Annotated in this window: 24 protein-coding genes; 14 read left to right on the top strand and 10 right to left on the bottom strand. The window is 48.8% G+C overall.

Going from position 1 to position 22,799, the window contains the following annotated elements; translation table 11 throughout:
* Window position 1: 1 nt before the first annotated feature.
* From thiE to BGO59_RS02100, 7 genes are all read left to right on the top strand, one after another.
* Window positions 2-631 carry a thiamine phosphate synthase gene (gene thiE, locus BGO59_RS02130; RefSeq protein WP_293679752.1) on the top strand — a complete coding sequence of 210 codons (630 nt, stop codon included), beginning with the start codon at window positions 2-4 and terminating at the stop codon, window positions 629-631.
* A gap of 66 nt (window positions 632-697) precedes the next feature.
* On the top strand, window positions 698-1,504 hold the full coding sequence (gene thiD, locus BGO59_RS02125; protein WP_293679749.1) for a bifunctional hydroxymethylpyrimidine kinase/phosphomethylpyrimidine kinase: 807 nt from the start codon (window positions 698-700) through the stop codon (window positions 1,502-1,504).
* A 5-nt stretch (window positions 1,505-1,509) separates the two neighbouring features.
* On the top strand, window positions 1,510-2,160 hold the full coding sequence (gene tenA, locus BGO59_RS02120) for a thiaminase II (protein ID WP_293679746.1): 651 nt from the start codon (window positions 1,510-1,512) through the stop codon (window positions 2,158-2,160).
* 119 nt (window positions 2,161-2,279) lie between these two features.
* Complete coding sequence (locus BGO59_RS02115; RefSeq protein ID WP_293679743.1) at window positions 2,280-3,134, top strand: helix-turn-helix domain-containing protein; 855 nt, start codon at window positions 2,280-2,282, stop codon at window positions 3,132-3,134.
* Window positions 3,135-3,196: 62 nt separating this feature from the next.
* A complete protein-coding gene (locus tag BGO59_RS02110; protein ID WP_293679740.1) occupies window positions 3,197-3,808 on the top strand; it encodes a hypothetical protein in 612 nt (203 codons plus the stop codon).
* A gap of 120 nt (window positions 3,809-3,928) precedes the next feature.
* A complete protein-coding gene (locus BGO59_RS02105; protein ID WP_293679738.1) occupies window positions 3,929-4,477 on the top strand; it encodes a cupin domain-containing protein in 549 nt (182 codons plus the stop codon).
* Between the two features lie 93 nt (window positions 4,478-4,570).
* Window positions 4,571-5,416, top strand: coding sequence for a helix-turn-helix domain-containing protein (locus BGO59_RS02100; protein WP_293679736.1), 846 nt, complete (start codon window positions 4,571-4,573; stop codon window positions 5,414-5,416).
* A gap of 45 nt (window positions 5,417-5,461) precedes the next feature.
* Here the strand turns inward: BGO59_RS02100 and BGO59_RS02095 are convergent, their stop codons facing one another.
* From BGO59_RS02095 to BGO59_RS02075, 5 genes are all read right to left on the bottom strand, one after another.
* Window positions 5,462-6,169, bottom strand: coding sequence for a DUF4386 domain-containing protein (locus BGO59_RS02095; RefSeq protein WP_293679733.1), 708 nt, complete (start codon window positions 6,167-6,169; stop codon window positions 5,462-5,464).
* Window positions 6,170-6,214: 45 nt separating this feature from the next.
* Window positions 6,215-6,934 (bottom strand): porin family protein, encoded by a 720-nt coding sequence (locus BGO59_RS02090; RefSeq protein WP_293679731.1) that lies wholly within the window; start codon window positions 6,932-6,934, stop codon window positions 6,215-6,217.
* Between the two features lie 11 nt (window positions 6,935-6,945).
* A complete protein-coding gene (locus tag BGO59_RS02085; protein WP_293679729.1) occupies window positions 6,946-7,611 on the bottom strand; it encodes a hypothetical protein in 666 nt (221 codons plus the stop codon).
* A gap of 110 nt (window positions 7,612-7,721) precedes the next feature.
* Window positions 7,722-8,423, bottom strand: coding sequence for a LytTR family DNA-binding domain-containing protein (locus BGO59_RS02080; RefSeq protein WP_293679727.1), 702 nt, complete (start codon window positions 8,421-8,423; stop codon window positions 7,722-7,724).
* Window positions 8,420-9,451: a sensor histidine kinase gene (locus tag BGO59_RS02075; RefSeq protein WP_293679725.1), complete on the bottom strand. Its 1,032-nt coding sequence runs from the start codon at window positions 9,449-9,451 to the stop codon at window positions 8,420-8,422. Before BGO59_RS02075 ends, BGO59_RS02080 begins: the two co-directional genes overlap by 4 nt.
* 170 nt (window positions 9,452-9,621) lie before the next feature.
* On the opposite strand from BGO59_RS02075, the gene BGO59_RS02070 reads away from it, so the two are divergent.
* Window positions 9,622-10,464, top strand: coding sequence for a helix-turn-helix domain-containing protein (locus BGO59_RS02070; RefSeq protein WP_293679722.1), 843 nt, complete (start codon window positions 9,622-9,624; stop codon window positions 10,462-10,464).
* A 71-nt stretch (window positions 10,465-10,535) separates the two neighbouring features.
* Window positions 10,536-12,176, top strand: a complete 1,641-nt coding sequence (locus tag BGO59_RS02065; protein ID WP_293679720.1) for an amidohydrolase family protein — start codon at window positions 10,536-10,538, stop codon at window positions 12,174-12,176.
* Window positions 12,177-12,271: 95 nt separating this feature from the next.
* Here BGO59_RS02065 and BGO59_RS02060 read toward each other — a convergent pair whose 3' ends face one another.
* Together BGO59_RS02060 and BGO59_RS02055 are read right to left on the bottom strand one after the other, a co-directional pair.
* Window positions 12,272-13,012: a LytTR family DNA-binding domain-containing protein gene (locus BGO59_RS02060; RefSeq protein ID WP_293679717.1), complete on the bottom strand. Its 741-nt coding sequence runs from the start codon at window positions 13,010-13,012 to the stop codon at window positions 12,272-12,274.
* Window positions 13,013-13,099: 87 nt separating this feature from the next.
* On the bottom strand, window positions 13,100-15,082 hold the full coding sequence (locus tag BGO59_RS02055; RefSeq protein ID WP_293679715.1) for a sensor histidine kinase: 1,983 nt from the start codon (window positions 15,080-15,082) through the stop codon (window positions 13,100-13,102).
* 310 nt (window positions 15,083-15,392) lie between these two features.
* On the opposite strand from BGO59_RS02055, the gene BGO59_RS02050 reads away from it, so the two are divergent.
* Window positions 15,393-16,046 carry a hypothetical protein gene (locus tag BGO59_RS02050; protein ID WP_293679712.1) on the top strand — a complete coding sequence of 218 codons (654 nt, stop codon included), beginning with the start codon at window positions 15,393-15,395 and terminating at the stop codon, window positions 16,044-16,046.
* A 144-nt stretch (window positions 16,047-16,190) separates the two neighbouring features.
* On the opposite strand, the gene BGO59_RS02045 is transcribed toward BGO59_RS02050, so the two are convergent.
* A complete protein-coding gene (locus BGO59_RS02045; RefSeq protein WP_293679709.1) occupies window positions 16,191-16,748 on the bottom strand; it encodes a cupin domain-containing protein in 558 nt (185 codons plus the stop codon).
* A 59-nt stretch (window positions 16,749-16,807) separates the two neighbouring features.
* Window positions 16,808-17,650, bottom strand: a complete 843-nt coding sequence (locus BGO59_RS02040) for a helix-turn-helix domain-containing protein (protein ID WP_293679706.1) — start codon at window positions 17,648-17,650, stop codon at window positions 16,808-16,810.
* Between the two features lie 609 nt (window positions 17,651-18,259).
* Here BGO59_RS02040 and BGO59_RS02035 point away from each other — a divergent pair.
* The 4 genes from BGO59_RS02035 to BGO59_RS02020 all read left to right on the top strand — a co-directional run bounded on the left by BGO59_RS02035 (window position 18,260) and on the right by BGO59_RS02020 (window position 22,255).
* Window positions 18,260-19,504 carry a hypothetical protein gene (locus tag BGO59_RS02035; RefSeq protein ID WP_293679704.1) on the top strand — a complete coding sequence of 415 codons (1,245 nt, stop codon included), beginning with the start codon at window positions 18,260-18,262 and terminating at the stop codon, window positions 19,502-19,504.
* 118 nt (window positions 19,505-19,622) lie between these two features.
* A complete protein-coding gene (locus BGO59_RS02030; RefSeq protein ID WP_293679702.1) occupies window positions 19,623-20,597 on the top strand; it encodes an intradiol ring-cleavage dioxygenase in 975 nt (324 codons plus the stop codon).
* A 72-nt stretch (window positions 20,598-20,669) separates the two neighbouring features.
* On the top strand, window positions 20,670-21,503 hold the full coding sequence (locus BGO59_RS02025) for a helix-turn-helix domain-containing protein (RefSeq protein WP_293679700.1): 834 nt from the start codon (window positions 20,670-20,672) through the stop codon (window positions 21,501-21,503).
* A gap of 71 nt (window positions 21,504-21,574) precedes the next feature.
* The gene (locus tag BGO59_RS02020) at window positions 21,575-22,255 is read left to right on the top strand and encodes a cupin domain-containing protein (RefSeq protein WP_293679698.1); all 681 of its coding nucleotides are present in this window, start codon (window positions 21,575-21,577) and stop codon (window positions 22,253-22,255) included.
* Here BGO59_RS02020 and BGO59_RS02015 read toward each other — a convergent pair.
* Window positions 22,221-22,793 carry a hypothetical protein gene (locus BGO59_RS02015; RefSeq protein WP_293679695.1) on the bottom strand — a complete coding sequence of 191 codons (573 nt, stop codon included), beginning with the start codon at window positions 22,791-22,793 and terminating at the stop codon, window positions 22,221-22,223. The two genes, BGO59_RS02020 and BGO59_RS02015, sit on opposite strands and share 35 nt — an antisense overlap.
* Window positions 22,794-22,799: the final 6 nt, after the last annotated feature.

Genomic DNA, 22,799 nt, shown 5'->3' with positions numbered 1-22,799 from the left:
CGTGGACCGCTTATATCTGGTAACGGACAGTACCATAGCGCGAATGGCAGGGCATACGCTTCCGTTCGTAGTCGAAGAGGCCTGTCGGGCGGGTGTCCGATGGGTACAACTTCGCGAGAAGGAATTGTCTACACGAGCTTTTCTGGAGCTTGCCACTGAAATTAAAGCAATCACGCAGACTTACGGGGCTAACCTGATCATCAACGACCGGGTCGATATAGCGTTAGCACTCGATGCGGATGGTGTTCATGTCGGTCAGGACGATATGCCTTACTCAATGGTTCGCTCGCTGATTGGACCAGATAAAATCATTGGCTTATCGATTAACAACCTGACCGAATTACAAGGCATTAACAGCGACGAACTCGACTATCTGGGCATTGCTACCGTTTTTCCAACAGGCACCAAACAGGACACATCGAGTTTACTTGGTCTGGAAGGGCTTCGGCAAATTTGCTCCCAGACCAGCCTGCCCACGTTTGCGATTGGCGGTATTAACGCCCAAAACGTTCAACTGGTTATGCAAACCGGCGTAACGGGTGCTGCCGTGGTATCAGCTATTTGCGGCCACTCGTCGCCGTATGAAGCCAGCAGAGAATTACTAGTAAAGAGCGAAAGAGTGAATGAGTGAAAGAGTGTAATGCTGACGCAAACCTCTTCGCTTTTTCACTCATTCACTCTTTCGCTCTTTATACTTATGAACACATACACGCGAACATTGACCATTGCTGGCTCCGATAGTGGTGGCGGGGCTGGTATTCAAGCCGATCTGAAAACCTTTTCGGCGCTGGGCTGCTACGGCATGTCGGTACTGACCGCTCTGACGGCTCAGAATACAAAAGCGGTTACGGGCATTTTTCCGGTAGAGCCTTCTTTTATTGTTGAGCAGTTGAACGCCGTACTGAGCGACATTGGTGTTGATGCCATTAAAATCGGTATGCTGCACTCGCCAGATATTATTGAACAGATAGCCACAACGTTACGTGGGTTCAATGTGTCGACCATTGTGCTTGACCCGGTTATGGTAGCCAAAAGTGGCGATAAGCTCTTGCAGGACGAAGCCGTTGATGCCTTGAAAACGTATCTGTTACCGCTCGCATTGGTGATCACGCCAAACCTCCCCGAAGCCAGTGTGTTGCTGGGCCGATCTGTAGAGACGAAAGCCGACATGCTGCCTGCGGCTGCAGATCTGGCAAAGCTTTGTCCGGGTGCTATTCTGGTGAAAGGTGGTCATTTAGCCGACGATGAAAGTACGGATCTACTTTACGTTTCGGCCGATGAACAGCATTGGTTTCCAACAGCACGTATTCCAACGAATAATTCGCATGGAACGGGCTGTACGCTTTCGTCGGCTATTGCAGCTGGTCTGGCCAAAGGGTTATCGGTCGTTGATGCCGTTGCAATGGCTAAAACCTACCTGACAGGGGCACTACAAGCCGGAGCCGACTACCCGTTAGGGCACGGACACGGGCCGGTTCATCATTTTTATAACTTCTGGCAATAAGCAGTATGACATTCACCGAACAACTCTGGCAGGACATCGACCCTATTTACGACTCCATTCTGAAGCACGGGTTTGTCGATGAACTGATGGCAGGAAGCTTACCAACTGCCCTGTTTCAGTACTACATTCAGCAGGACGCCCTCTATCTGGCCGATTTTAGCCGTGCGCTCAATCTACTGGCTGCGCGGTCGATTAGTACGGACGATGGGTTGCAGTTTACTCAGTTTGCACAAAATGCCATCCTGGTTGAGCGGGCGCTGCACGAAACTTATTTTTCGATTTATGGTATTGAACCTGCATCGGCCAAAATGCCTGCCTGCTTTGCCTACACCAATTACCTGCTGGCAACTACATCGCTTCAATCCGTGGCGGTTGGGGCAGCGGCTGTATTACCCTGCTTCTGGATTTATCGGCAGGTGGGCAAACACATTTACCAGCGATCCATTCAGGAAAATCCATACCAGACCTGGATCGATACCTATGCAGGTGACGCGTTCGATGTATCCGTCAATCAGATGCTGACCATTACAGATCGGCTGGCTCAACAGGCCGGAACGACCGAACAAAAACTAATGCGGGATGCATTTAGAACCTCGAGTCAACTGGAGTGGTATTTCTGGAACGACGCCTATACGCAGCATCAATGGCAGGTGTGAGGTGATTTTCAAAACCACCAACCGTTAACTAAAAACCGTGATATATAACAAGATAACCAACCTATGGCAGGTAAAACGAACGTATAAGTGAGTAGCTTTAAGAAAACGCTGTTCCTGCCATGTTTTTCTTTAAAGAATATTCTCCTCACCCCGCCCTGCACGACTTCATCCGGCACTATTGGATTATTCACATCCAGTTTGACCCACGCATACTCAACCAATCGCCATCGCCCAAACCCTATCCGCCCAATACGGAGCAATGCCTGTACTTTTACCCGTTCGATTTACCCCATAGCGTTCCAATTGGCAGCGAAACGGCTTTGTCGGCTGCATCGAGTAATATTGTCGGGCAGCAGCTCACTCGTCAGAACATCACCATCAACCCCAATTATCTGATGCTCAAAGTCAGCTTTCATCCGGGGGCGCTGTTTCGGTTACTGGGTGTGCCGATGTATCTGCTGGCTGATGGCGTTGCCGACCTGGAATCGATCACGAGCCATACACTAAAGGAAGTAAACGAGCGACTGCCTGAAGCCATCAGTTATGCCGATATGATTCAGTTGGTAGAAACCTTCCTGCTCAAAAAAGCGGCTCAATGCCAACGGGATGCATTACCCATTGATTGGGTTGCCCGGCAAATGCTCCGTTCATCGGCCTATCATCAACTCGACCGATTAGCCCACGATGCCTGCCTCAGTCCACGCCAGTTTGAGCGCAAGTTCCGTGAGCGGGTCGGCGTTAGCCCTAAACTGTTTACGCGTATCGCCCGATTCGGTCAAGCCTATAAACTCCGCGAAGCAAGCCCCGACCGCTCCTGGGCCGACATTGCCTACGCCTGCGATTACTACGACCCTAATCATCTGGTTAAAGATTTTCAGCAATTTGCAGGCACTACGCCCAGCCAGTTGTTTGCCGACGAGCTGGCACTTCAGCAATTCTTTTCCGCTTGCGAACAGGCTAGCTTACGGGAGTAAAGTTGTCGTTTTTTTACTATGTCCTGTGTGTCGCATTTTCTCAGCTTTGCCTAAAACACACGATGATGACTAACTCGATTAACCATCTCAAAAGGGCAGGTATCTGTTATGTACTGGCCGGAATTGGCTACCTGATTTTTGGTTACCCGTTCTGGTTCTTAGGCGCTAAAGACGAAGCTATGGACGGGATATTTGTATTGCCATTCCTTTTTGTAAACAAAGTACTTTTTTCACTTGAACCGACCTTTTGGGTAGCCCCGATTTCTATTGCCAGTATGTTTATAGGGGCGTATTCGCTTTGGAAGGCCGGTGAACCTACGGGATTTGGGCCACGACGAAAATGGTTAGTACTAGCCATGATTGGTGCCGGTATCTACTTTTTAGGCCCCTGGATGCCGCTTCCTTTCGCCCCACTTGGTGCCTTTATGAATGGAGTGAGTATGATACTGGTTGGAGTTGCCACTCTAAAAGCGAAGATTTGGACAGATTGGAAACGGTATACACCGCTTGCTGTTGGATGCTTTCCGTTTCTGTTCATGTTTCCTTTATTAATTATCACTGGAGCACGGCCACCAGCCATGATTGGCCTATGGGCGTTCCCGTGGATGGCACTGGGCTTGGCCGCCTGGCAACGAGCTACAGAACTCAGTGGTCCGTCGATTCAAACGACATAGCTTTAGCTAGACCGAACAGAGTTATTGTATAGCTAGATGTTCATTAAAATGTCCGATTCTTACCACCAGACTGCCTGACTCGTGTCCAAATTTTGCATAACGACTTATCAAAAGACAGTTATGCAGCGCAGAACATTTCTCACATCAACCCTGGCAACACCCGTACTGCTAGTTCAGGCGGAGCCAGCTAGTTCAATTATACCTACCAAACCGTTTGTCGTGAAATCGGGCGATGCTCGTTTTGGCGTTCATACGCCCTATAGGGGTATCAATGGCAACGACGTTAAAATATCTGGCAAAGATACAGGTGGTCAATTAGCTGTCTTTGAGTATATTGGGCATCAGAAGGTAGGCCCCTCACTACATATTCACCACGATCAGGATGAGATGTTCTCTATTATTGAGGGTGAATATCTGTTTCAGGTAGGCAACGAGCAGTTCACGGTAAAGGCAGGCGATACGGTATTTGCTCCGCGTGGTATTCCACATTCCTGGATTCAGTTGTCTGATCATGGCAAGCAGATATACATGGTACAGCCCGCCGGTAAACTGGAAGATTTTTTTCTGAAAATGAACGAGTTGACAGGCCCACCGACAGAGGAGTTAAGCCAGAAACTGCACAAAGAACATGGGATGACCGTCATTGGACCACCTCTAACGTTGAAATAAAAATGGCCAGGAGCTAGGTGCATGGGGCAAGAGCGTTATTTATTGGCTCCCTGTTCCATGCACCTAGCTCTCTGCACTTTGCCCCGCTCCACTATGAACGGCATTTACGACTATCGACTCCCCAGCCCGGCCTTACGCGAATACGTGCGTATGTTCCAGATTATTGGCTGTGAATTTCCGGCGTCGTTAGCTGTTCTGCCAGTGAAAGCCTATTGGCCCCGCGCCGAAAACTGCCTGTCACTGTTTCCCAAAGACCCGGAGAAAATTGAATATGGCTTCGATGGCAAACCCCTCGAAAGTCCACGCTCGCGATTGTATGGCCAACATACGCTGGCTACTAATCGGCATGTCGGGCGCGATTTTATGGTGTTCCAGATCCAGTTTCAGCCGGGCGCTTTGTTTCGCCTGACGGGGCTTCCCATTTCGGAGCTGACCAATACGTTTATTGATGCTGAAGCTATTTTTTCGACGGAAATCCAGCGGGTCAATGAGCGGCTGAGTTATACCAGACACTACACCGAAATGATTCCGATTGTGGAAGATTTTCTGATATACCTTATCCATAAAGCCCGCCATAAATACGCACGACCCATTGATAAAGCCGCACAGTATCTGCTAAACTATCCGGCAGGTGTGCCCGGACTGGATTGGCTGGCCGATCAGGCCTGTTTATCGCAGCGGCAGTTTTACCGGCAGTTTGTGGAATCCAGTGGCGCAAGCCCAAAACTGTATAGTCGCATTGCCCGTTTCGAAAACGCAATGAAGCTGAAAAATGCCCGGCCCAACCTCGACTGGCTCAGTGTAGCGGTCGAGTTAGGGTATTACGATTATCAGCATCTGGTGCGTGATTTTAAGGAGTTTACTCAATTGACACCCAACGCGTTTTACGAAGCCGAAGCTAAATCGCCCGAGCGTGTATTTGGTGTGGCAGAAACCTAAATTGGTCATGCTCCTTACGCAGGTTTCAGTGAACGAGAACGGGTATTAACCGACTAGAAGCCTTACTATTGAATGGCCTTTCGAAACACCAAAGCCTTTCGCTACTAATCGAACAGCCAGCGACATTTCAAACGCAAATACCGGAATGGCGCAAATAGTCCCCCACACCGAAATCTGAGGATACAATCCAGCCATCACGCACATAGCAGACAGAAAAATCAAAGGCCCTCCAATGAAACCCAGGATCGGTATAAACCGGGGGGTGAGCTTTGACTTGTAAAGTAGGTAGCTTAGCATCAATGTATTGGGGCCTAATGCAATATTGGGGCCGAACAGGAACGTCCAGTCGTGGACGGCTACCAATACCTTACCCGCCATCAACAACGAATTTGTATCAGACGCTGATGCCGTGGCAAATTGATGATTCAAGCTCACGATGGTCAACAGGCTAATGATGCCAATGATAATGATCGCGGCTTCAAGCAGTCGGCCGCAAACGTAGCCAAGGGCAACACTCTCGTTTTGCATTTTCAGAACCGGGTATACGGAAATGGATGTGCCGATTACAGAAAAGGCAAGCAGGATCTCAAAAAAGGCGCCCATAATTACCTGGTCTTCGTGGGCAGAACCGTTTAGAATATAAGTCGGGTTATGTAGAATAGGGTCATATAACGCGAGGCCTGCAATAGCCGTGACAGCCGCGCTAATAAACAGCACACCGACAATTGTAGCGCGCACCTGGGTCGATTTCATCGTCTTTAACAGTAATGATTAGTTGATTTGGGATTAGGGGCGGCTTTATTCTCTGCTGCGACCAAACGGATTGGTGGCCCAGGGCTGGGATAAAAGCAGGCTGACGTTCAGGAATCGGTTGTAACGATCGATTCCATTCGATACGCTGGTGAGTCCGTAACTGTATCGCAGGTCGAGAGCCAGTCGTTTTTGTCGGACGGGAAAGGCGTAACCAATGCCCACCTGCGCGCCCGTTTCCCAACGATTGAATGTCCCGCTGGTATGCCCAAAGTCGAGTGTCATCTTTTTTTGTGGACTTACATCACTTCCCTCGATCGTCATTCTGCCGCCAAGTGTATAGTTCACATAAGGCCCACCATTCAGGTAAAAGCGGCCAAGGTGGAATCGTGCCAGCACAGGCAGCTCCAGCGTGTATAGTCGAACAGTTGACGGATTGGTGGTTATCGGATTATTCACTAGCAACTTACCTCCCTTCATCACCGCATAAAGTTCAGGTACCAGCGAGAATCTGTCGGTAATTCCGGCCTGAAACGAGACGCCTACCTGTGCGCCCAAAACGCCTTTTTCATACGCTTTTAAGGTACTGTTCTGGCTACCGTAATTGAAATGAGTGGTTACACCATTGAGCAGCAGATTAAGCGAAGTTTGTTGCGAAAACGCCTGTTCTGTCCCGAGAATGAAGAGAAGGAAAACCAATAATCGGATGGTGTGTGTACCGAAACGGGGTATACTGCCCCATTGGGGTGTTTTGAGTGAAGTAGTCATCAGGTAGGCTTTTAGTTATGAATGATCTGTTGATTGGCCATTTGCAAAAGCTTATGCAGCACGTCTGCCGGGCCTTCCGGAAAATAGTTGCGCATAATCCAGATGGGTACCTGTGCTGTTGGAACCACAGAAGAGGTGATGGTCAGTGCTGTTAGGCCAATGCCTAAGTCTTTAAACTGGTAAGTCAGGTTATACTGCGTTATCCGGTCGATGGCTTTTTTCTCGAACAGTGTGGGGGCTGCCGACAATGTGAAGGTTACCGTCTTGGTAAGTTCATCCTCTACCATCTGCATTTTGGCTACGCAATCGGAGTCGGGCATGGGCCAGGGCAGATGAAAGTAATAGTAAACCAACCAGCTATCCGTGGTTAGCACACTGAGTTGACGACTGGCCTTCGCATCCAGGAAATTCTTGTGCCGGGCGATGTCTTTTAATACCGCTACGCAGGCCGAAACACGTACATTAGCCGTTATCGTCGCCACATATTCCATCCAGGTATGGGAATGGCCCTGAGCATCTGTTCGTTTTGATACACAGCTTTGTACCGTGACTGTGCCGTCTTTCGATTTCTCGGTTACCCAGGTAGTGGATTGGGTAAATCCTGTGGTCGTCAGGAGAAGCATCGTCAACAAAACGAAGCCTCTTTGCCATAGGTTAGTGGAGTCGATCATTTGCATAAGCCTGTTGTTGGTTTATGCAAATGTCTGGGAGTGACTAGGCTGCTGGAAATTGATTATGCCAATGGGCTTGAGATGTCTGCCAACCGTCGATTTCAATCGGTAAGCCACTACTGGGCCGTGCTGTTGATAAGCTGAAAGAACAGGTCTTTGTAGGTATCCGAAATAGGAATAAGCTGGTTGGCAATGCGGATACGGCTGCGTTCGATCGACTCAATTTTCTGAATTGCCACCATGTATGACTTATGTACCCGACAGACCAGTGTAGCCGGAATAACCTGCTCGAATTCGCTGAAATTTTGCAGGGTCATAATCTTCCTATCGACGGTATGAATACGTCGATAATCCCGCATGCCTTCGATGAACAGAATGTCGGAAAGCATAATTTTCTCCAGTCGATTTTCGGTTTTAACGAAGATATAATCAGGCTGGTGTTTCGGTCGACGCAGTGCCAGCTTTTCCTGCACTTTATCGACCGCCTGTACAAACCGATTAAATGTAAACGGCTTCAGCAGATAATCGGAAACATTCAGTTCATACCCTTTCAGCGCATAGTCTGGGTAGGCCGTTGTTATGATAACCTGACTAGCGATGTGGGCACTCTCCAGCAATTCAATGCCCGACAGTTCATCCATATTGATGTCCAGAAAGAGGATGTCGATGGGATGTTGCTTCAGATACGCCAGCCCATCGAGCGCATTGTCGAAGGTAGCAGACAGCGTTAGTGAAGGAATTTTGCCGACAAACTCCTGCGTCCGTTCCAGCGCGAGTGGTTCGTCTTCAATAATCAGGCAGGTATAGCGATGAATCATGGGGTTTTAATGGTCAGTTGCACCTGATACTGATTTTCCTGTTGACTGATAGCGAGTGTATGTCGGTCAGCATATAGCAGATTCAAACGCTTTCGGATCAGCTCGTTACCCAGCCCATTGGCATCTGATAGGCTCGTTTTGTGAGGATTTGTCCTGTTTTTGCAGATGAACTCAATGGCATTCTCACGGCTACAGATGGCTACCGAAATCGCGTGGTCGAGTTTCTTATTTCCGGTATGCTTAAACGCGTTTTCAACAAACGGAATGAGGCTCATAGGCGCAATCGTTTTGCCGTATAACGACCCCTCCACCGAGAAATGAATATAGTTCGGATTAGCCGTTCTGATTTTCTGAAGGGCAATGTATTTCTCCATGTATTCGACCTCTTTTGACAAAGGAATTACATCTGTTTTGGTCTCGTAGAGCATAAACCGCATGATGTCGGACAACTGATTCAGATAGGACGATGCGGCAGTGGCATTTTTCAGAATCAGTACATCAATGTTGTTGATGGTATTGAACAGAAAGTGCGGATCGAGCTGTGATTTGATCAGCGCCAGTTCCATCTCGTGGTTTTTCTGCACCAGGGCCTCTTTCACCTTAATTTCTGAATACCAGGTAATAAAGCCCCGAATGACCAGGGCCACAACTCCGCTTACAAAAGCCGCGAAGGCCATAAGCAGAAAGCCACCCAGCACGCTCCCGGTTTTACTCAGGCAGGCGGTGCCATACCGGCTTGTTACGCCTATATAACCAACACTGGCAGCCAGTATAGCTCCCAGCAACGCATAACCAACCGAACTCCATAGGTTTCGAGTACGCACATAGGCTGAAAATACCCAGACGTAGAACAGGTAAAAACCAATAGCTGATGGAACAACAGCCATCCGGAAAATTAGCCCGAAGTAGTAATTGACTTGCTCCTCGTCGGCATTGTTCCGGAAAAATACGCCCAATAGCAGCAGCACCAACAGGCAGTAACATAACCAAAAGCCAACGTGTAGCGTAAGGATAAATGATCGTTTCATTCAGAACAACTGCTTGATGGATAAGAACATTAAAATTGTCCTGTTTGGGGCAGACCCCCAAACCAGTTCTGCCAGTCGGTCGTATTTGTCTGCCAAATGGATTAAAAACCGTTCAAAAACCTGTCAGGAATGTTGTATCTTTAAGCAAACCAGTTGCTCGCTATTTTGTCATGGTTTTCTTTCCGCACATACCACCCCACCTGGCTCTCCGTCCTTATGTGCGGCATTATTTACTACTACATATCCCATTAGGCGCTATACCTTCCGATCAACGCATTAAGCCCATTCCGCCCGATGCTGATCAATCGCTCTTCTTTTATCCGCGAAGTGTATCCAGAACCGTTGTCAACCGAAACGGAGAGACCCGGCCCAACTCGTCGAGTATTTTTGTCGGCCAACAAACGTCGCGTATTAACATTCTTTTTGGAGAAGATCACCTGATTATCCAGGTTTGCTTCCGGCCTGGATTTTTGTATCAACTGCTCGACGGAATGCCAGCTGGTGAATTTCAGGGAAAAGAAATCGATGCCGAATACCTGATGGATGCCCAAATAAACGAATTAAACAATCGACTGCGGGAAGAAACGGATTATCGGCGGATGATTGACCATATCGAAGTGTACCTGCTGAAAAAAATGGATTCATTAGCCCGGCGTACATTGCCACTCGAGCCCATCGACAAGGTGATTCTGGCCATTAAAGAGACGAATCGGCCACTTTCGCTCGACTGGCTCGCCGACCAGGCTTGCCTGAGCAGCCGTCAACTAGAACGTAAATTTCAGGAGCGGCTCGGCATGAGTCCTAAGTTTTACGCCCGTATCGCACGCTTCGACCGGGCTTTCAAATTGAAGCAACAACAACCCCAACTCGACTGGCTCGATGTGGCTTATGCTTGCGGCTATTTTGATTATTCGCACCTGATGCGGGATTTTCGGCAGTTTGCCGAGGTGTCACCTACCATGCTGATGGCACAAAATACGGCTTCGCCCGACCGGTGGCAGACGCTTTATTAATGTCGTTTTTTTACATCTGGCACGCCAACGCATTGCGATAGTTTTGACTGGTAAACCAAAACATATTTTCCATGCGAATCGTATTGGCCACATTACTTATCCAAATAATCAGCTTGTGGGCCGTTGCGCAACAACCCGACCTGATTCTGACGAACGGGCAGATTTTTACGTCGGATACCAGCCAGTTGTATGTAGAAGCATTGGCGATTAAAAGCGGACGCATAACGGCTATTGGCCGTACTGTGGACATAGAAAAACTGGCGACCCGACAAACCAAACGACTCGATTTAGGCGGGATGCTCGTTGTGCCCGGTTTCAACGATGCCCACAACCATTTACCCGGTGGCTTGAAAGCAACAAAAATTGCATCGGCAGGAATGGACCCTTCCTGGGAGGCTGTCCTGGATTCGATAAGAAAAGCCGTTCGACAAACGCCCGAAGGCCAATGGATTGAGGGTACTATTGGCCCCTCAATCGCCAATTTGCCAGCGGCTACCCGATTTGTGCTGGATAAAATTGCGCCCAATCATCCAATTCGGCTGCTTTCGTGGTGGGGGCATGTCGGGCTGTATAATTCGTTAGGGCTTCGTGAAATGGGTATTGCCGAAGACCAGCCTGATCCCAAAGGTGGTTTTTACGAACGGATGCCCGATGGTAAAACCCTCACGGGCAAAGGGTATGAAAAGAATGCCTACTGGCCGCATACCAGCTATGCAAAAATGGCCTCTCTGCGCGACGAGAACGCCATGATTGGTGAGTTCAGGGGAATGACTCAGGCGTTGCTCAAAGCCGGAATTACCAGCTATCAGAATATGTGTACAGGCGCTACAGCCGCCGACTACGCGCGAATCTGGAAAAAAGCCGGGTTACCGTTTCGGCTTCGATTGATTCGCTGGGGTGATATGAACACTGATGGCAGCCTGAGCATTCCGGCTAAAGACCAGCCTGGAACAACGTCAGATTTACCGTTATTGACAATAAGCGGTACAAAATGGCTGCTCGAAGGTACGCCCATTGAAGGCGGTGCCGAACAGGTTGATGCGTATCCCAATCGACCCGGCTGGTATGGGCGGATGAATTACACTGTCCCCGAAATCGAACGGATGTGCCGCGAAGCCATTGACCGTAAGGACCAGTTGCATTTCCATATCGGCGGCACCAAATCGATTGGCAAATTGCTCGATCTGATGGCATCGATGCCCGTAGACTGGAAACCACTGCGGCCACGCTTTGAGCATGGCGACGAGATCGACTATTCACCCGAATACATCAGGAAGGCGCAGCAGATGGGCATTATCATTGTGCAGAATCCCACGCATTTTGCACCGATGGAAGGGGTTCCGATGGGGCCACCGCCTACACATGGTATGGCTATGAAAACGTTGCTGAACAAGCATATTCCACTGGCTATTGGGTCTGATGGCCCATTTAATCCCTACCTGAATATTATGTTTGCAACGACCCACCCGCGTCGGCCCGGTGAAGCGCTCAGCCGGGAGCAGGCCGTTATCGCCTATACGCGCACAGCCGCCTATGCCGAGTTTGCCGAGCAGGAAAAAGGGACGCTGACCGTTGGCAAAGTGGCCGATTTAGCCGTTCTATCCCAGAATATTTTTAAAGTGCCCGTTCCGAAACTTCTCCAGACTGAGAGTATACTGACAATGGTGAATGGGGCTATTGTGTACGATGCGGGATTATTGAAAGTCAAATAATGGTACTGTATAAACTGAAAATTCAGAGATTGTAATCACCAAATTTATATAAATCCGGTGATTACAATCTCTGAATTACGAAAAGATTCATTTTGCTACAACCACCCAAACCGCTGTGCTAGTTTTTCTTTCTGGTTGCGGGCAACGGGAATACTCACATCGTTGGTCATAACTAGGTAAGCACCTTCGCCTTTCATAAAGAGTTTGATGTGGTCGAGGTTGATAACGTACTGCCGGTGTACCCGCAAAAAGTTTCGTTCTTCCAGCACCTCCTGCACCTCGCGAAGGGTACGCGTCAGTAGAAAAGATCGGTTCTGGGTAGCAATAACTTTGGTGTAATTGCTGTCGGACTCGCAGAAAATAACCTCATTGATTGGCAGAAAAATAACCCCCTGTTGGTAAGGAACGGCAATTTTATCGCTGACATGGTGCGATTGCAATTGGTGCCGGAGCAGGTCGAGCTGGCGAACATCGACCCGGTGCTGTCGTTCGGCTTTCCGAACAGCCTCCTGCAAATCCTGTGAATCGATGGGTTTCAATAAATAGTCGAGCGCCGAAAACCGGAACGCTTTGACCGCAAACTCGTTATAAGCTGTTACAAAAATCAGGCTGAACGAAATGGCGCCAAGCTTCTCCAGCAACTGAAACCCATTCATGCGGGGCATTTCAATATCCAGAAATACCACGTCAGGTTGTAGAATCTGAATCAACCGTAGACCATCTTCGCTGCTCGTCGTTTGTCCAATTATCTGAATATGTGGGCAATACACCCCAAGCTCATGCGCCAGTAGTCGCACACAGTCAGGTTCGTCGTCAATAAGGATCGCTTTCAACATGGTTCAAAGAGTGAATGAGCGAAAGAGTGAAAGAGTGAAAAAACTGCCGGATGGCTTCGCTCTTTCACTCTTTCATTCTTTCGCTCTTTAAATCGGTATCTCCACAACGACTTCGGTTCCGGCGGGGTGGCCTTCGGGATCGATAAGATCCGTGAGTTGAATATGGGTTTGGGTTTTATAAAGCTGGTTGATCAGAGCAATTCGCTCGCTTGTTACGTTCATACCAAACGATTTTTGGGGCATGGCCGATTTACTCTTGAGCTCGGCGGCCTTTGCCCGGCCGATACCATCGTCTGTAATTATTATGCGTAACCGATTATCTGCTGGCTGCTCTACTCGAACCTGTACACTGCCACCTTCCAGCTTATGCATGAGCCCATGCCAGATGGCGTTTTCGACATACGGCTGAAGCAGTAGGGGCGGGATTTCGACAAACTCGGTATCAATCGATTCGGCTACTTCGATGGCAAAGCGCAGTTTGGTTTTAAACCGCATGGCTTCCATGTCCAGATAAAGCTGGAGTGCATCGAGTTCATTGCGGAGCGTCACGCGCTCGGAGCGGGAATTTTCGAGTACAAGCCGAATTAACCGACTGAATTTGGTGAGGTAGTCGGAGGCTTTGGCGGCATTGTTTTCGGTAGCATAGAGCTTGATGGAGTTCAGGCAGTTGAAAATAAAATGCGGGTTCATCTGCGCTCGTAGGGCCGTCATTTCGGTTTCGGCCAGTTTCTGTTCAAAACTCAGTTCGAGTTGCCGAATGCGCTGTTCTTCCAACCGTTGACTCTGTATCTGAATTTCGGCGGTTCGGTCGGTCAGTTGTTTTTCAAGCTCCTGCGTGTAGTGCGTATGTAGCGAGGTATTTTCCAGTTCGACCAAGCGGCTCCGATAAGCCAGCGCCATGGCAAAACAGAGCGATTCGATAGCCACTCCGGTCAGGCTCCAAAAGCCGGGATTGTTCACAAAAATTTCGATTCGTGCGGGTAGGTTTGGGACAAACGGATTCAGAAACTGCGGTACGAAAGCCAATACAATCAACGTGGCTACACCAACCAACAGATACTTTTTGATCGGAACCTGACTGCGAATTAAGGCCAGGGTAATTAGCAGCAGCAGCAACCACGCTGGTAGCAGTTTAAATCGGTATAAGAAGTTGTTGCTAAGAAATAAGACGCCCGTAAGTTCTTCCAGCCCTGTCCAGACAATCTCGACAAAAGCCAGCCCCAGCAACGCTTTCACCCACGGCCAGATACGCGGCTGCTGCAACCGAATAGCCAACAAGTGATTCATAAAAAAGGCGTAGAATACAATGAGCAGGGCCAGTGGCAGTCGGGGTAACCGGAATAGATCCAGCCCAAAGCGGTCATCAATGTGCTGAACCGTCAGGTAAAACCCCATTAACGTATAAAGACCATAGTAAAGAAACGCCTTATCGCGGTTGAGCCAGTACGAATAAAATGCAAACAGGCTCATAAACAGCAAACTGCCCGTCAACAGCGATAGGTAAACCAGCAAAGGCGATTCGAGATAGGCGTTTTCGAGGGTCGTCCTGTAAATAGCTTCGGGTGTATATAGCAGCGATACAATGGGGAGCACACTCATCACCTGACTGATGGATTGCACGTAATAGATGTAGGTTTGGCCCGGCGGAATTCGGACCAAAACCGCTGAGGTATTGGGCGAGCCTTTAGGTCGAACAACACCTACGCCTACATGCGCCAGTTGGTGGTTGTTTTCATACACATTGATATAAAGCCCCTGCCAGCAGTCGTAAAAGAGCCGGATGGTATCGGTTGGGTGGGTGTTCTGAATCCGAAAGCGGAGCCAGGTTACCAGCAAAGGTTGTTCAGCGTTGGTAGTGCGTTCGTTACGTTTCTGGGCAAAGGGCCGAAACCGTTGCTGCTGAATAACCGAAAGGGGAAGTGTATCGCCAGAAGTATCTTCAAAAAACTCCGTAAATGGCCCAATGTTTCGGGGTGGCGTCTGTTTTCCAACCTCAACCGGCGGCACCGATTGGGCCGCTAGCGTCAGGCTGGTAAAGGCCAGAAAAAGACAGAGAGTCCACCGCATCATTTTTTTCGACAGGATTGACAGGATTAACACGATGAGCAAAAATTCTACCCCAGGCGTTGACCTGGCAGTTTATCCTGTACATCCTGTTAATCCTGTCAGAAACCCCCGAATATCAACAGAAAGCGACGTAAATCCTTGAGCTTCTTTGCGAATGGTAGGCAGAAGCGGCTGAACGACCGGATTTTTGAGGGAAGCATTTCGCTAAAAAGAACCGCCATTGGCAGGCTGGTTTCGGCTGCTGGCATTGAAAAGGTGGAAATGGGGTAGGGCCTGTCTGTAGTTTCGGTTGAATCTAATTTTTTCGATCATCATGGAAAAAGCCTACCGAAACGTCAGTTACCTGTTTGGGGCCGTTCTGCTCTTTGTGTTTGTCGCCTTTTACAAAACCTATTTTGGGCTGTTCCCGAAGTTTGTGGGCATACATGGTCTCATTCATATTCATGCCGTCACCGTACTCATCTGGCTTTCGTTATTGATTATCCAGCCGATTCTGATTGTTCGGAAGCAGGTAGCCTTGCACCGTTTATTGGGGAAGGCCACTTATGGCTTTGTACCCGTAATGGTTATTCTGCTGGTAATAGTAGCCCGGTCTGGGCAGTTGCACCAGAAACACCTGGGCATTTTTCTGGTCAATATTCTCGATGTGAGCCAGTTTATTGCGTTTTACGCGCTGGCTATTGCGTACCGACACAATCCAGCCTACCATGCCCGATTTATGGTCATGACCATTCTGCCGTTTATTGGTCCGGCATTGGGTCGACTGCCACAAATCCCATTTCCGCCAGGAGTACCGCACCTGCTCATTATTGGTGGACTGTTGCTATATGAACGCTTTCACCGGAAAATTTACAAACCGTACCTGATTTCACTGGCTGTATTTCTGGGTTTATTTCTGCCACTGCTGGGCCTGTTTCTGGCTGGGCAGCCACTGGTTGAACGGATGTGGCAGGTTTGTTTTGGGTGAATCAACCCATAGGAACATGCTGGCTGAATGATTACTGATTCACCGCAAGGACGCGAGGGCGCAAAGAATTGACTATCAATATTTTAATCCTTGCGTCTTTGCGCCTTCGCGGTGAACAATAGTGTCGAGGTACTTTATACGCAGTTACTTTGTTAGCGGTGGCCCAACCAGACCCAAATCGTGCTCTTTAAAAAACTGCTCCATCTGTTCGGGCGAGGGGCGGCCTTTTAGCTGTGAAATTGCCTTAAAAAATGCTTCGGTTTTGCCGCTTGGCGTGGTCATAAAAAGCATTTGGGCGGTATCGCTCAAGACCAGATACGTATGCGGAATGTTGCGCGGCAGAAAGACCAGATCGCCGGTTTTGAGCGTGTGCCGGTCGTCGCCTACCTGAAACAACACTTCGCCGTTCAGGACATAAAACTGTTCGTCTTCTTTGTAATGAACGTGCATGGGTGCGCTGTCATTTTTGACATAATAGCCAAAGAAAAGCGACAGTTGGCCGTTGGTGTCTTTCCCCGAAATTTTCAGGAATTTGTCCATACCCATGACGTTGTAGACCTCGCCAAAACGGGTTTCGGATTGCCGTAATACAAACGGATTCGGGTTGGTTTCCATAGCAAATGAAGAAGTTTGAAGGAGCGATGATCCTGCAACGGCGACAGACAGGCTTTTGAGTGCCTTTCGACGTGTTTGGTGTTCCATACAATTGGTTGATTAAAGTAATGTACCAAAAGTAGGCGACCTAACACGGTGGCTATTGGTCAAAAAACGACAACTTTCGGAATGCCCAGCCGTTTGTCAACGCTTTGCTCATTTTCCCGCATCAGCCCTACCGGTGTAAGGCCCGCAAACTGTTTGAAATCTTTGACCATGTGCTGATAATCGGCATAACCACAGCTAAGAGCAATGTCGAGCCAGTCTTTGTCGGGGTGTTCGTCTTTCAGTTCAAACGCCTGATTGAACCGTACCAGCCGGGTAAACAATCGGGGGCTTACGCCAGTACGCTCCTTAAATTTTCGTTCAAACTGCCGTATACTCAAACATGCCTGACTAGCCAGATAGTCGAGAGAATAATAAGCGCCAGGGTTAGTAAATAACCGGCTTAGTCTGTCAATTGGCTCAATAACCAGTCTGATGCGCTGGTATTTCTGAAGCAGGTAGGCTTCAAGCGCCCGAATCATGCCCATGTAGTCGCCTATGTCCATCAATTGCTGAAAGAGACTGTTGACCTCTTTTCCGACAACACTTTCGGCTTCTATGGTTTCGTCGAGTAGGTAGGTCATGGGCATTTTGCCTAATAAATGATACAGCCCGCCCGGCTGAAAAACAATTTTGACACAGGTGAACTCCTGTGCGTAGTGATGATACCAATTGGTCAGTAATTGCCCCTGCACCACCGAACGGGGAATGTCTACTTGCCGGCCTAACTGCGGATTCACTTTCCTGAACTGATGGGTTGGGTAAAAAATAAGGCTTGAATCGGCGCGAGGTGGAAATACTTTCGAGGGAATTTCGGTCATGTTGGCAAAATCGAAATGCACCACCAAATACTCCTTTACAAAGAGTCTCAGCGATTCATGCGGTTGCACAATCAGGTGGAGCATACTGACCGATGGTTTCTTAGTCCAAAATTTACACAATCTACGTATATGTACCGTAACCGATCACTAAAAGATTATTACTAAATCGTTCACTATAAAGCATATTACCTTAAAATGGCTAAGTACTTTTACTTACTATAATCCCCAATGGCTTTAAGGACTAGCCTTGCTTTGGCCTATTTAAAGAGTCACCTGAAGTAGTCCGGGGCTCTTATTAGATGGCATCTGACTCATAAGTGTGTAGAGGCTTACTCAAAAAATAGGGTTCCTCACGCAGTATTTCCAACTATTCGTCCTGAACGTCTGGCAACCATTTTTTTAATGACCTATGTTTAAGGGAGTTCGGCAATTACCAATCGGAAACTAATCAGCGGCTAATCAATGGGCTTTCCAACTGACTTGGCACCTATACAACCTGTTGTCAATTGGGTAGATAGCCAACCCGGTAACTTTGAGCGAACGGTCAAAAGATGTCGATTTTTTACCAGTGAACGTAGTGATATGAGCGGCAAATTGCACACAAGTGGTTTACGCTAGTTGGCGCTGAACCAGCCTACATTTTCAGGCAACGCTGTGGCTTTCTGGCCCGAGCGGTTATAACCATTCACAACTATGCGACTCTACTTTCTGTTATGGCTATTTGTTACCGGTGACTTACTAGCACAAACCCCCTCTCCGCCTGTTATTACATTATCGGCTAATACGTTTTATCAGGGCGAGCCGCCGGGTTCCTATACCATTACATGTCCATCAGGCACCAGTGTTGGCATTTCTAACCTCACCAAGATTGCCAGTGTGCCATTGCCCAGCCCATCAGCTACACAACCTCCCGATGGAACCATCTTTACCACTGCCAGAACCCTATCAGGAACCGTCGTAACAGGCAATCTGCCACCGGCTACTAGTAATGCGTTCAGTTATACAGCGGGGGTGTTCACGGGAAGCGGCCTTTGCTATGGTAGTAGTCCTTTTTCCTTAGCCACATCAACTTCATTTATACTGACGCTGACTGGCCTGACCAGAGCAGAAGACCAGGCCCGGACAGCCTGGGCCTTAAAAGCTAATAGCGTTAAACTTCCTCAACTCTCTACGTCAGAACAGAACAAGCTCCCCCCTCAACAGGCTGGTAATCTGGTATTCAACACCGACCAGCAAAGGATGGCTATACATACCGGAAGTAACTGGCAATATGTAAACACCTATTCAACCGGAACTAGCCAGTTTCAGAATAGCCAGGTGTTTACAACTAGTACTACATGGATTGTACCTACTAATGTAACCTTAATTATGGCCGAAGTTTGGGGAGCGGGAGCTGGAGGCACCTGGGCACAAACCAACGGAATAACGTTGTCGGCATCGGGAGGAGGTGCCGGAGGATATGGTCGTGGCTACATGCAGGTAACACCTGGAACGGCATTGACACTGATAGTTGGGGCCAAAGGAAATGGTGGTTCATGGACCACGCCTACTTCTAATGGCGGGAATTCACAAATTAATAGCGCTACAGGGGCAATTGGCGCTTACGGTGGCTCCACCAACCAGCAAGGCGGGTTTGCATTTGGGTCTAATCTGGGCTTTGGTTGCCAGGGAGGTAATGGGTCTAATGCCAAAATGTCGTATGGACAGAAAAGTGCTACCGACTATATTTTTATAGTACAGTGTGGCGATGGAGGTACCGCATATGGTATGCAACCGGGAGGCTATGGATCGCAGTATTCACTGACAAACTCAACGTCATTGCTGTTCTCCGTCAATGGAGGGCGTGGACAGACGGGCAGTTTCCCCGGCGGGGGAGGTGGTGGTGGCGATCTTTCGGGTGGCGATGGAGCTGCCGGTATGATTATCGTTTATTGGTAACCGCACCTTCGAAAAGAACAATCAACGACGACGGCCAAAATCCTTTCGACTACAGCCTGAACTTCGACTACTACTGCACGTACCAATAGCCAAACCGATCATAGCCCAAAAGTAGACTATGCAACGCCGAAACTGGTTACGAACACTGCTTGGACTGGCTGCAGGCAGCACAACAGCAGGTATTTCATTGTCGGAAGAGCCTAAATCAGAACCTGGTTGTCAGCCTACGCCGATTCTGGAACTGGGCCCGTATCCCACTATGAAATACCGAACCCAGCCCGATCACGATATTGATCTTACACGCATGGCCGGGCAATCGGGGGTGGCTGCTGGTAAGGTCATCGTAGTGGAAGGTAAAGTAACTGATGCAACCTGTAAACCATTGTCCGGTGCAGTGGTCGAAATCTGGTCGGCCAATCACCACGGTCTGTATCGGCACGAATTCGATCATTCAGAACGGCAGGAAGATCCTAACTTTCAGGGCTGGGGACAGGCCATTACCAACGCCAGGGGCGAATACCGCTTCAAAACCATTTTGCCCGGTTTGTACGGGAGTCGGGCGAGACATATCCACTTCAAAGTCTCGAAACGCGGCTACCACGAACGGGTCACACAGCTTTTTTTTGAAGGTGAAGAACGTAACAAAACCGACGGTATTCTGAATTACCTCACGCACGAAGAGCAGCTACAGATTATCCGGCCGCTGGTAACCAATTCGGCAACACCAACCATCTCATTTCCTATTACACTGGACTCAGTACAGCCCAACAAGGTTCCCGAAAAAGTGCTTCGGGAATACGTCGGCCGATACGCGCTCCGAATCGAAGGCAACGGATTTGACGAATGGGCCAGCTATATCCCCGAATTTGCGGCTAAAACGATCATCCTGGAACTGACCGCCGAGCGGGCTCAACTCTTTATGACATTACCGTTTTCGCCCAAAACCGAGGTCTTCTGGCACGCTAAAGATGAGTTTGCCTCGTGGGCGTTTTACAATACATTTATTCGGTTTCAGCGCGATACAGCCGGAAAGGTAGTTAGCCTGCACCTGCATCCAAGCGAGGACAAATTTTTAGAAGGCATAAAGCTATAAAGCTAACTATCATACAGGTAAGTATTGATGGGAAATTAGTTATCTTTAGGCAAGCTATCTATCTGTCTTACAATGGTTTTCCGGCCGCGCATACCACCTCACCCTGCCCTGCGTCCGTATGTGCGGCATTATCTGTTGCTTCATGTACAAATGCACGGGGTTCCTCTAAATCAGCGCATCAAGCCCATTCCGCCCGACGCCGATCAGTCGCTCTTTTTTTATCCGCGCAGTTCGGTCAATGCAATAATCAATAGCACCGCAGAAAGTCGTACATCAGCAGCCAGCATTTTTGTAGGCCAGCAGACTTCGCGCATCAATATCCAGTTTGGCGACGATCATCTGATTATTCAGGTCTGTTTTCAGCCCGGTTTTCTGTATAAGTTGTTGGGCAAAATACCCATTAACTCCTTTCAAAATGAGGAAATGAATGCTGAGTATCTGACCGATACAGGCATGAAAGACCTCAACGAGCAACTGCGGGAAGAAACCGATTACGGCCGAATGATAGGCCGCATCGAAGCGTACCTGCTGAAAAAACTGGCGCGGCTCCGCCCCGAAATTTTACCCATCGACAAGGTTATTCTGGCACTAAAAGACACGCATCAGCCGCTTTCGCTGGATTGGTTGGCCGATCAGGCTTGTTTGAGTCCGAGGCAGTTGGAACGCAAATTTCAGGAACGGATGGGCGTGAGTCCGAAATTTTATGCCCGTATTGCCCGGTTTGACCGTGCTTTTAAGTTGAAACAACAACAACCCCAACTCGACTGGCACGACGTGGCTTATACCTGTGGTTATTTCGACTACTCACACATGATGCGCGATTTCCGGCAGTTTGCCGAAGTACCCCCTTCAATGCTTTTGGCCCAGGACATGGCTTCGCCCGACTGGGGCAACCGCTTTTCGTAATGTCGTTTTTTTACAGCCAGCACCAGGCTGCTATTGGTTTAGTTTGCCCAAAAATCAACCATACTAAGCAAATGAAAACCGCTCTATATTTTTTAGGCTATACCTTAGCCGGTTATCTGGTTGTAGCGATTATCTGTCAATTTCTCCCAACCAACCGGCCTGATTTTGCTCAGATATTTACACCCAACAGCCGATTTGGCAGTGCCATACAAGGCAACGAGGAGATTATTCTGGGGTACGCGAATGGGCGGGTTCAGGTGCAGGGTAACGTGAACCCTCACGCAGCAGGCCCTGCCGAACACGTACACACAGGCTTCGACGAGCCATTTTCCGTTTCTAAGGGGACATTATCCCTATTGGTCAATGGTAAAATCAAACGGCTTCGGGCCGGGGAGTCGTTTACGGTACCACGAGGAACGTATCACAAATTTTTTAATGAGACCGATTCGATGGCCACCGCTACAGGCGACGCACCAGCCGGGTTTGTATTGATGCTAACGCAACTATATGGCCTTATGCACGACGATCCTTCTATCTTTTCCTCCCCCCGCTTTCTGCTTCAACTTGCTGCGTGGGGCAGCGATTTCGATTCGTATCTGAAAGAAGGACCACCGCCATTTGTCGTGAAAACGCTTAAATTTTTAGCGTTGCCCATCGCCAAAATCGCGGGGTATCAGTATGCAAACCCAGCTTATTTTCCCAAACCCGCTCCCCCAATCAATGTGTCCGTACCATCGGAATCTGCAAATTAGTGGGCCGGTTTTCTTCGGTGTCGAAGCCGCGCCTATCAACGTGCCTCGCTCCCCAGAACAGCATGTTATTCAGGACATACATCAGGTCATATTCCTTAAAAATTTGCCCTTCGGCCAGGCCAAACGGTGCAAACGCTTTACCCAAAATGCTTTGTGTATTGTTTAGCTCCCATTTATCGAAACCGGCACTGGCAACCTGATTCAGAATGCCCACAAAACCCGGATGCAATGGCGTTACGTCATATGCGTCATCGGCGCTGAAATCGACCTTCTGAGCACCGGCAGCTATCGGATGGTCGCCCTGCCATTGCACATGGCCTTTAATGAACAATTTGGCTAAAGGCACTTTTCCGTAGGCATCGGCAAAATTGATGATCTCCAGCGTAAAGGTATCGTCGGTCTGGTATGTAAATCGGCGGGATAAATAAAAAGGTTTGGCACTGCCATCGTCGTTTCGCGAAAGACTTGGCCGTACTTCGGGGGCAATACTAACCCATTCACCGCCCGCTATCACTTGTTTGATTTGTTCGATTGTCATTGTTTC

Source organism: Spirosoma sp. 48-14 (genome assembly GCF_001898575.1).
Lineage (GTDB): Bacteria > Bacteroidota > Bacteroidia > Cytophagales > Spirosomataceae > Spirosoma.
The sequence above is the reverse complement of the archived record's forward strand: the minus strand, read 5'-3'. Positions and strand labels throughout refer to the sequence as shown.

What these genes read in the sequence shown, in the direction of transcription:
- BGO59_RS02020 (WP_293679698.1), top strand. Translation starts at nt 21,575, where the DNA reads ATGAAAACCGCTCTATATTTTTTAGGCTATACCTTAGCCGGTTATCTG.
- tenA (WP_293679746.1), top strand. Translation starts at nt 1,510, where the DNA reads ATGACATTCACCGAACAACTCTGGCAGGACATCGACCCTATTTACGAC.
- BGO59_RS02015 (WP_293679695.1), bottom strand. Translation starts at nt 22,793, where the DNA reads ATGACAATCGAACAAATCAAACAAGTGATAGCGGGCGGTGAATGGGTT.
- thiD (WP_293679749.1), top strand. Translation starts at nt 698, where the DNA reads ATGAACACATACACGCGAACATTGACCATTGCTGGCTCCGATAGTGGT.
- BGO59_RS02045 (WP_293679709.1), bottom strand. Translation starts at nt 16,748, where the DNA reads ATGGAACACCAAACACGTCGAAAGGCACTCAAAAGCCTGTCTGTCGCC.
- BGO59_RS02115 (WP_293679743.1), top strand. Translation starts at nt 2,280, where the DNA reads ATGTTTTTCTTTAAAGAATATTCTCCTCACCCCGCCCTGCACGACTTC.
- BGO59_RS02080 (WP_293679727.1), bottom strand. Translation starts at nt 8,423, where the DNA reads ATGATTCATCGCTATACCTGCCTGATTATTGAAGACGAACCACTCGCG.
- BGO59_RS02105 (WP_293679738.1), top strand. Translation starts at nt 3,929, where the DNA reads ATGCAGCGCAGAACATTTCTCACATCAACCCTGGCAACACCCGTACTG.
- BGO59_RS02110 (WP_293679740.1), top strand. Translation starts at nt 3,197, where the DNA reads ATGATGACTAACTCGATTAACCATCTCAAAAGGGCAGGTATCTGTTAT.
- BGO59_RS02060 (WP_293679717.1), bottom strand. Translation starts at nt 13,012, where the DNA reads ATGTTGAAAGCGATCCTTATTGACGACGAACCTGACTGTGTGCGACTA.
- BGO59_RS02025 (WP_293679700.1), top strand. Translation starts at nt 20,670, where the DNA reads ATGGTTTTCCGGCCGCGCATACCACCTCACCCTGCCCTGCGTCCGTAT.
- BGO59_RS02035 (WP_293679704.1), top strand. Translation starts at nt 18,260, where the DNA reads ATGCGACTCTACTTTCTGTTATGGCTATTTGTTACCGGTGACTTACTA.
- BGO59_RS02095 (WP_293679733.1), bottom strand. Translation starts at nt 6,169, where the DNA reads ATGAAATCGACCCAGGTGCGCGCTACAATTGTCGGTGTGCTGTTTATT.
- BGO59_RS02090 (WP_293679731.1), bottom strand. Translation starts at nt 6,934, where the DNA reads ATGACTACTTCACTCAAAACACCCCAATGGGGCAGTATACCCCGTTTC.
- BGO59_RS02050 (WP_293679712.1), top strand. Translation starts at nt 15,393, where the DNA reads ATGGAAAAAGCCTACCGAAACGTCAGTTACCTGTTTGGGGCCGTTCTG.
- BGO59_RS02055 (WP_293679715.1), bottom strand. Translation starts at nt 15,082, where the DNA reads ATGATGCGGTGGACTCTCTGTCTTTTTCTGGCCTTTACCAGCCTGACG.
- BGO59_RS02085 (WP_293679729.1), bottom strand. Translation starts at nt 7,611, where the DNA reads ATGCAAATGATCGACTCCACTAACCTATGGCAAAGAGGCTTCGTTTTG.
- BGO59_RS02070 (WP_293679722.1), top strand. Translation starts at nt 9,622, where the DNA reads ATGGTTTTCTTTCCGCACATACCACCCCACCTGGCTCTCCGTCCTTAT.
- BGO59_RS02040 (WP_293679706.1), bottom strand. Translation starts at nt 17,650, where the DNA reads ATGCTCCACCTGATTGTGCAACCGCATGAATCGCTGAGACTCTTTGTA.
- BGO59_RS02030 (WP_293679702.1), top strand. Translation starts at nt 19,623, where the DNA reads ATGCAACGCCGAAACTGGTTACGAACACTGCTTGGACTGGCTGCAGGC.
- BGO59_RS02065 (WP_293679720.1), top strand. Translation starts at nt 10,536, where the DNA reads ATGCGAATCGTATTGGCCACATTACTTATCCAAATAATCAGCTTGTGG.
- BGO59_RS02075 (WP_293679725.1), bottom strand. Translation starts at nt 9,451, where the DNA reads ATGAAACGATCATTTATCCTTACGCTACACGTTGGCTTTTGGTTATGT.
- BGO59_RS02100 (WP_293679736.1), top strand. Translation starts at nt 4,571, where the DNA reads ATGAACGGCATTTACGACTATCGACTCCCCAGCCCGGCCTTACGCGAA.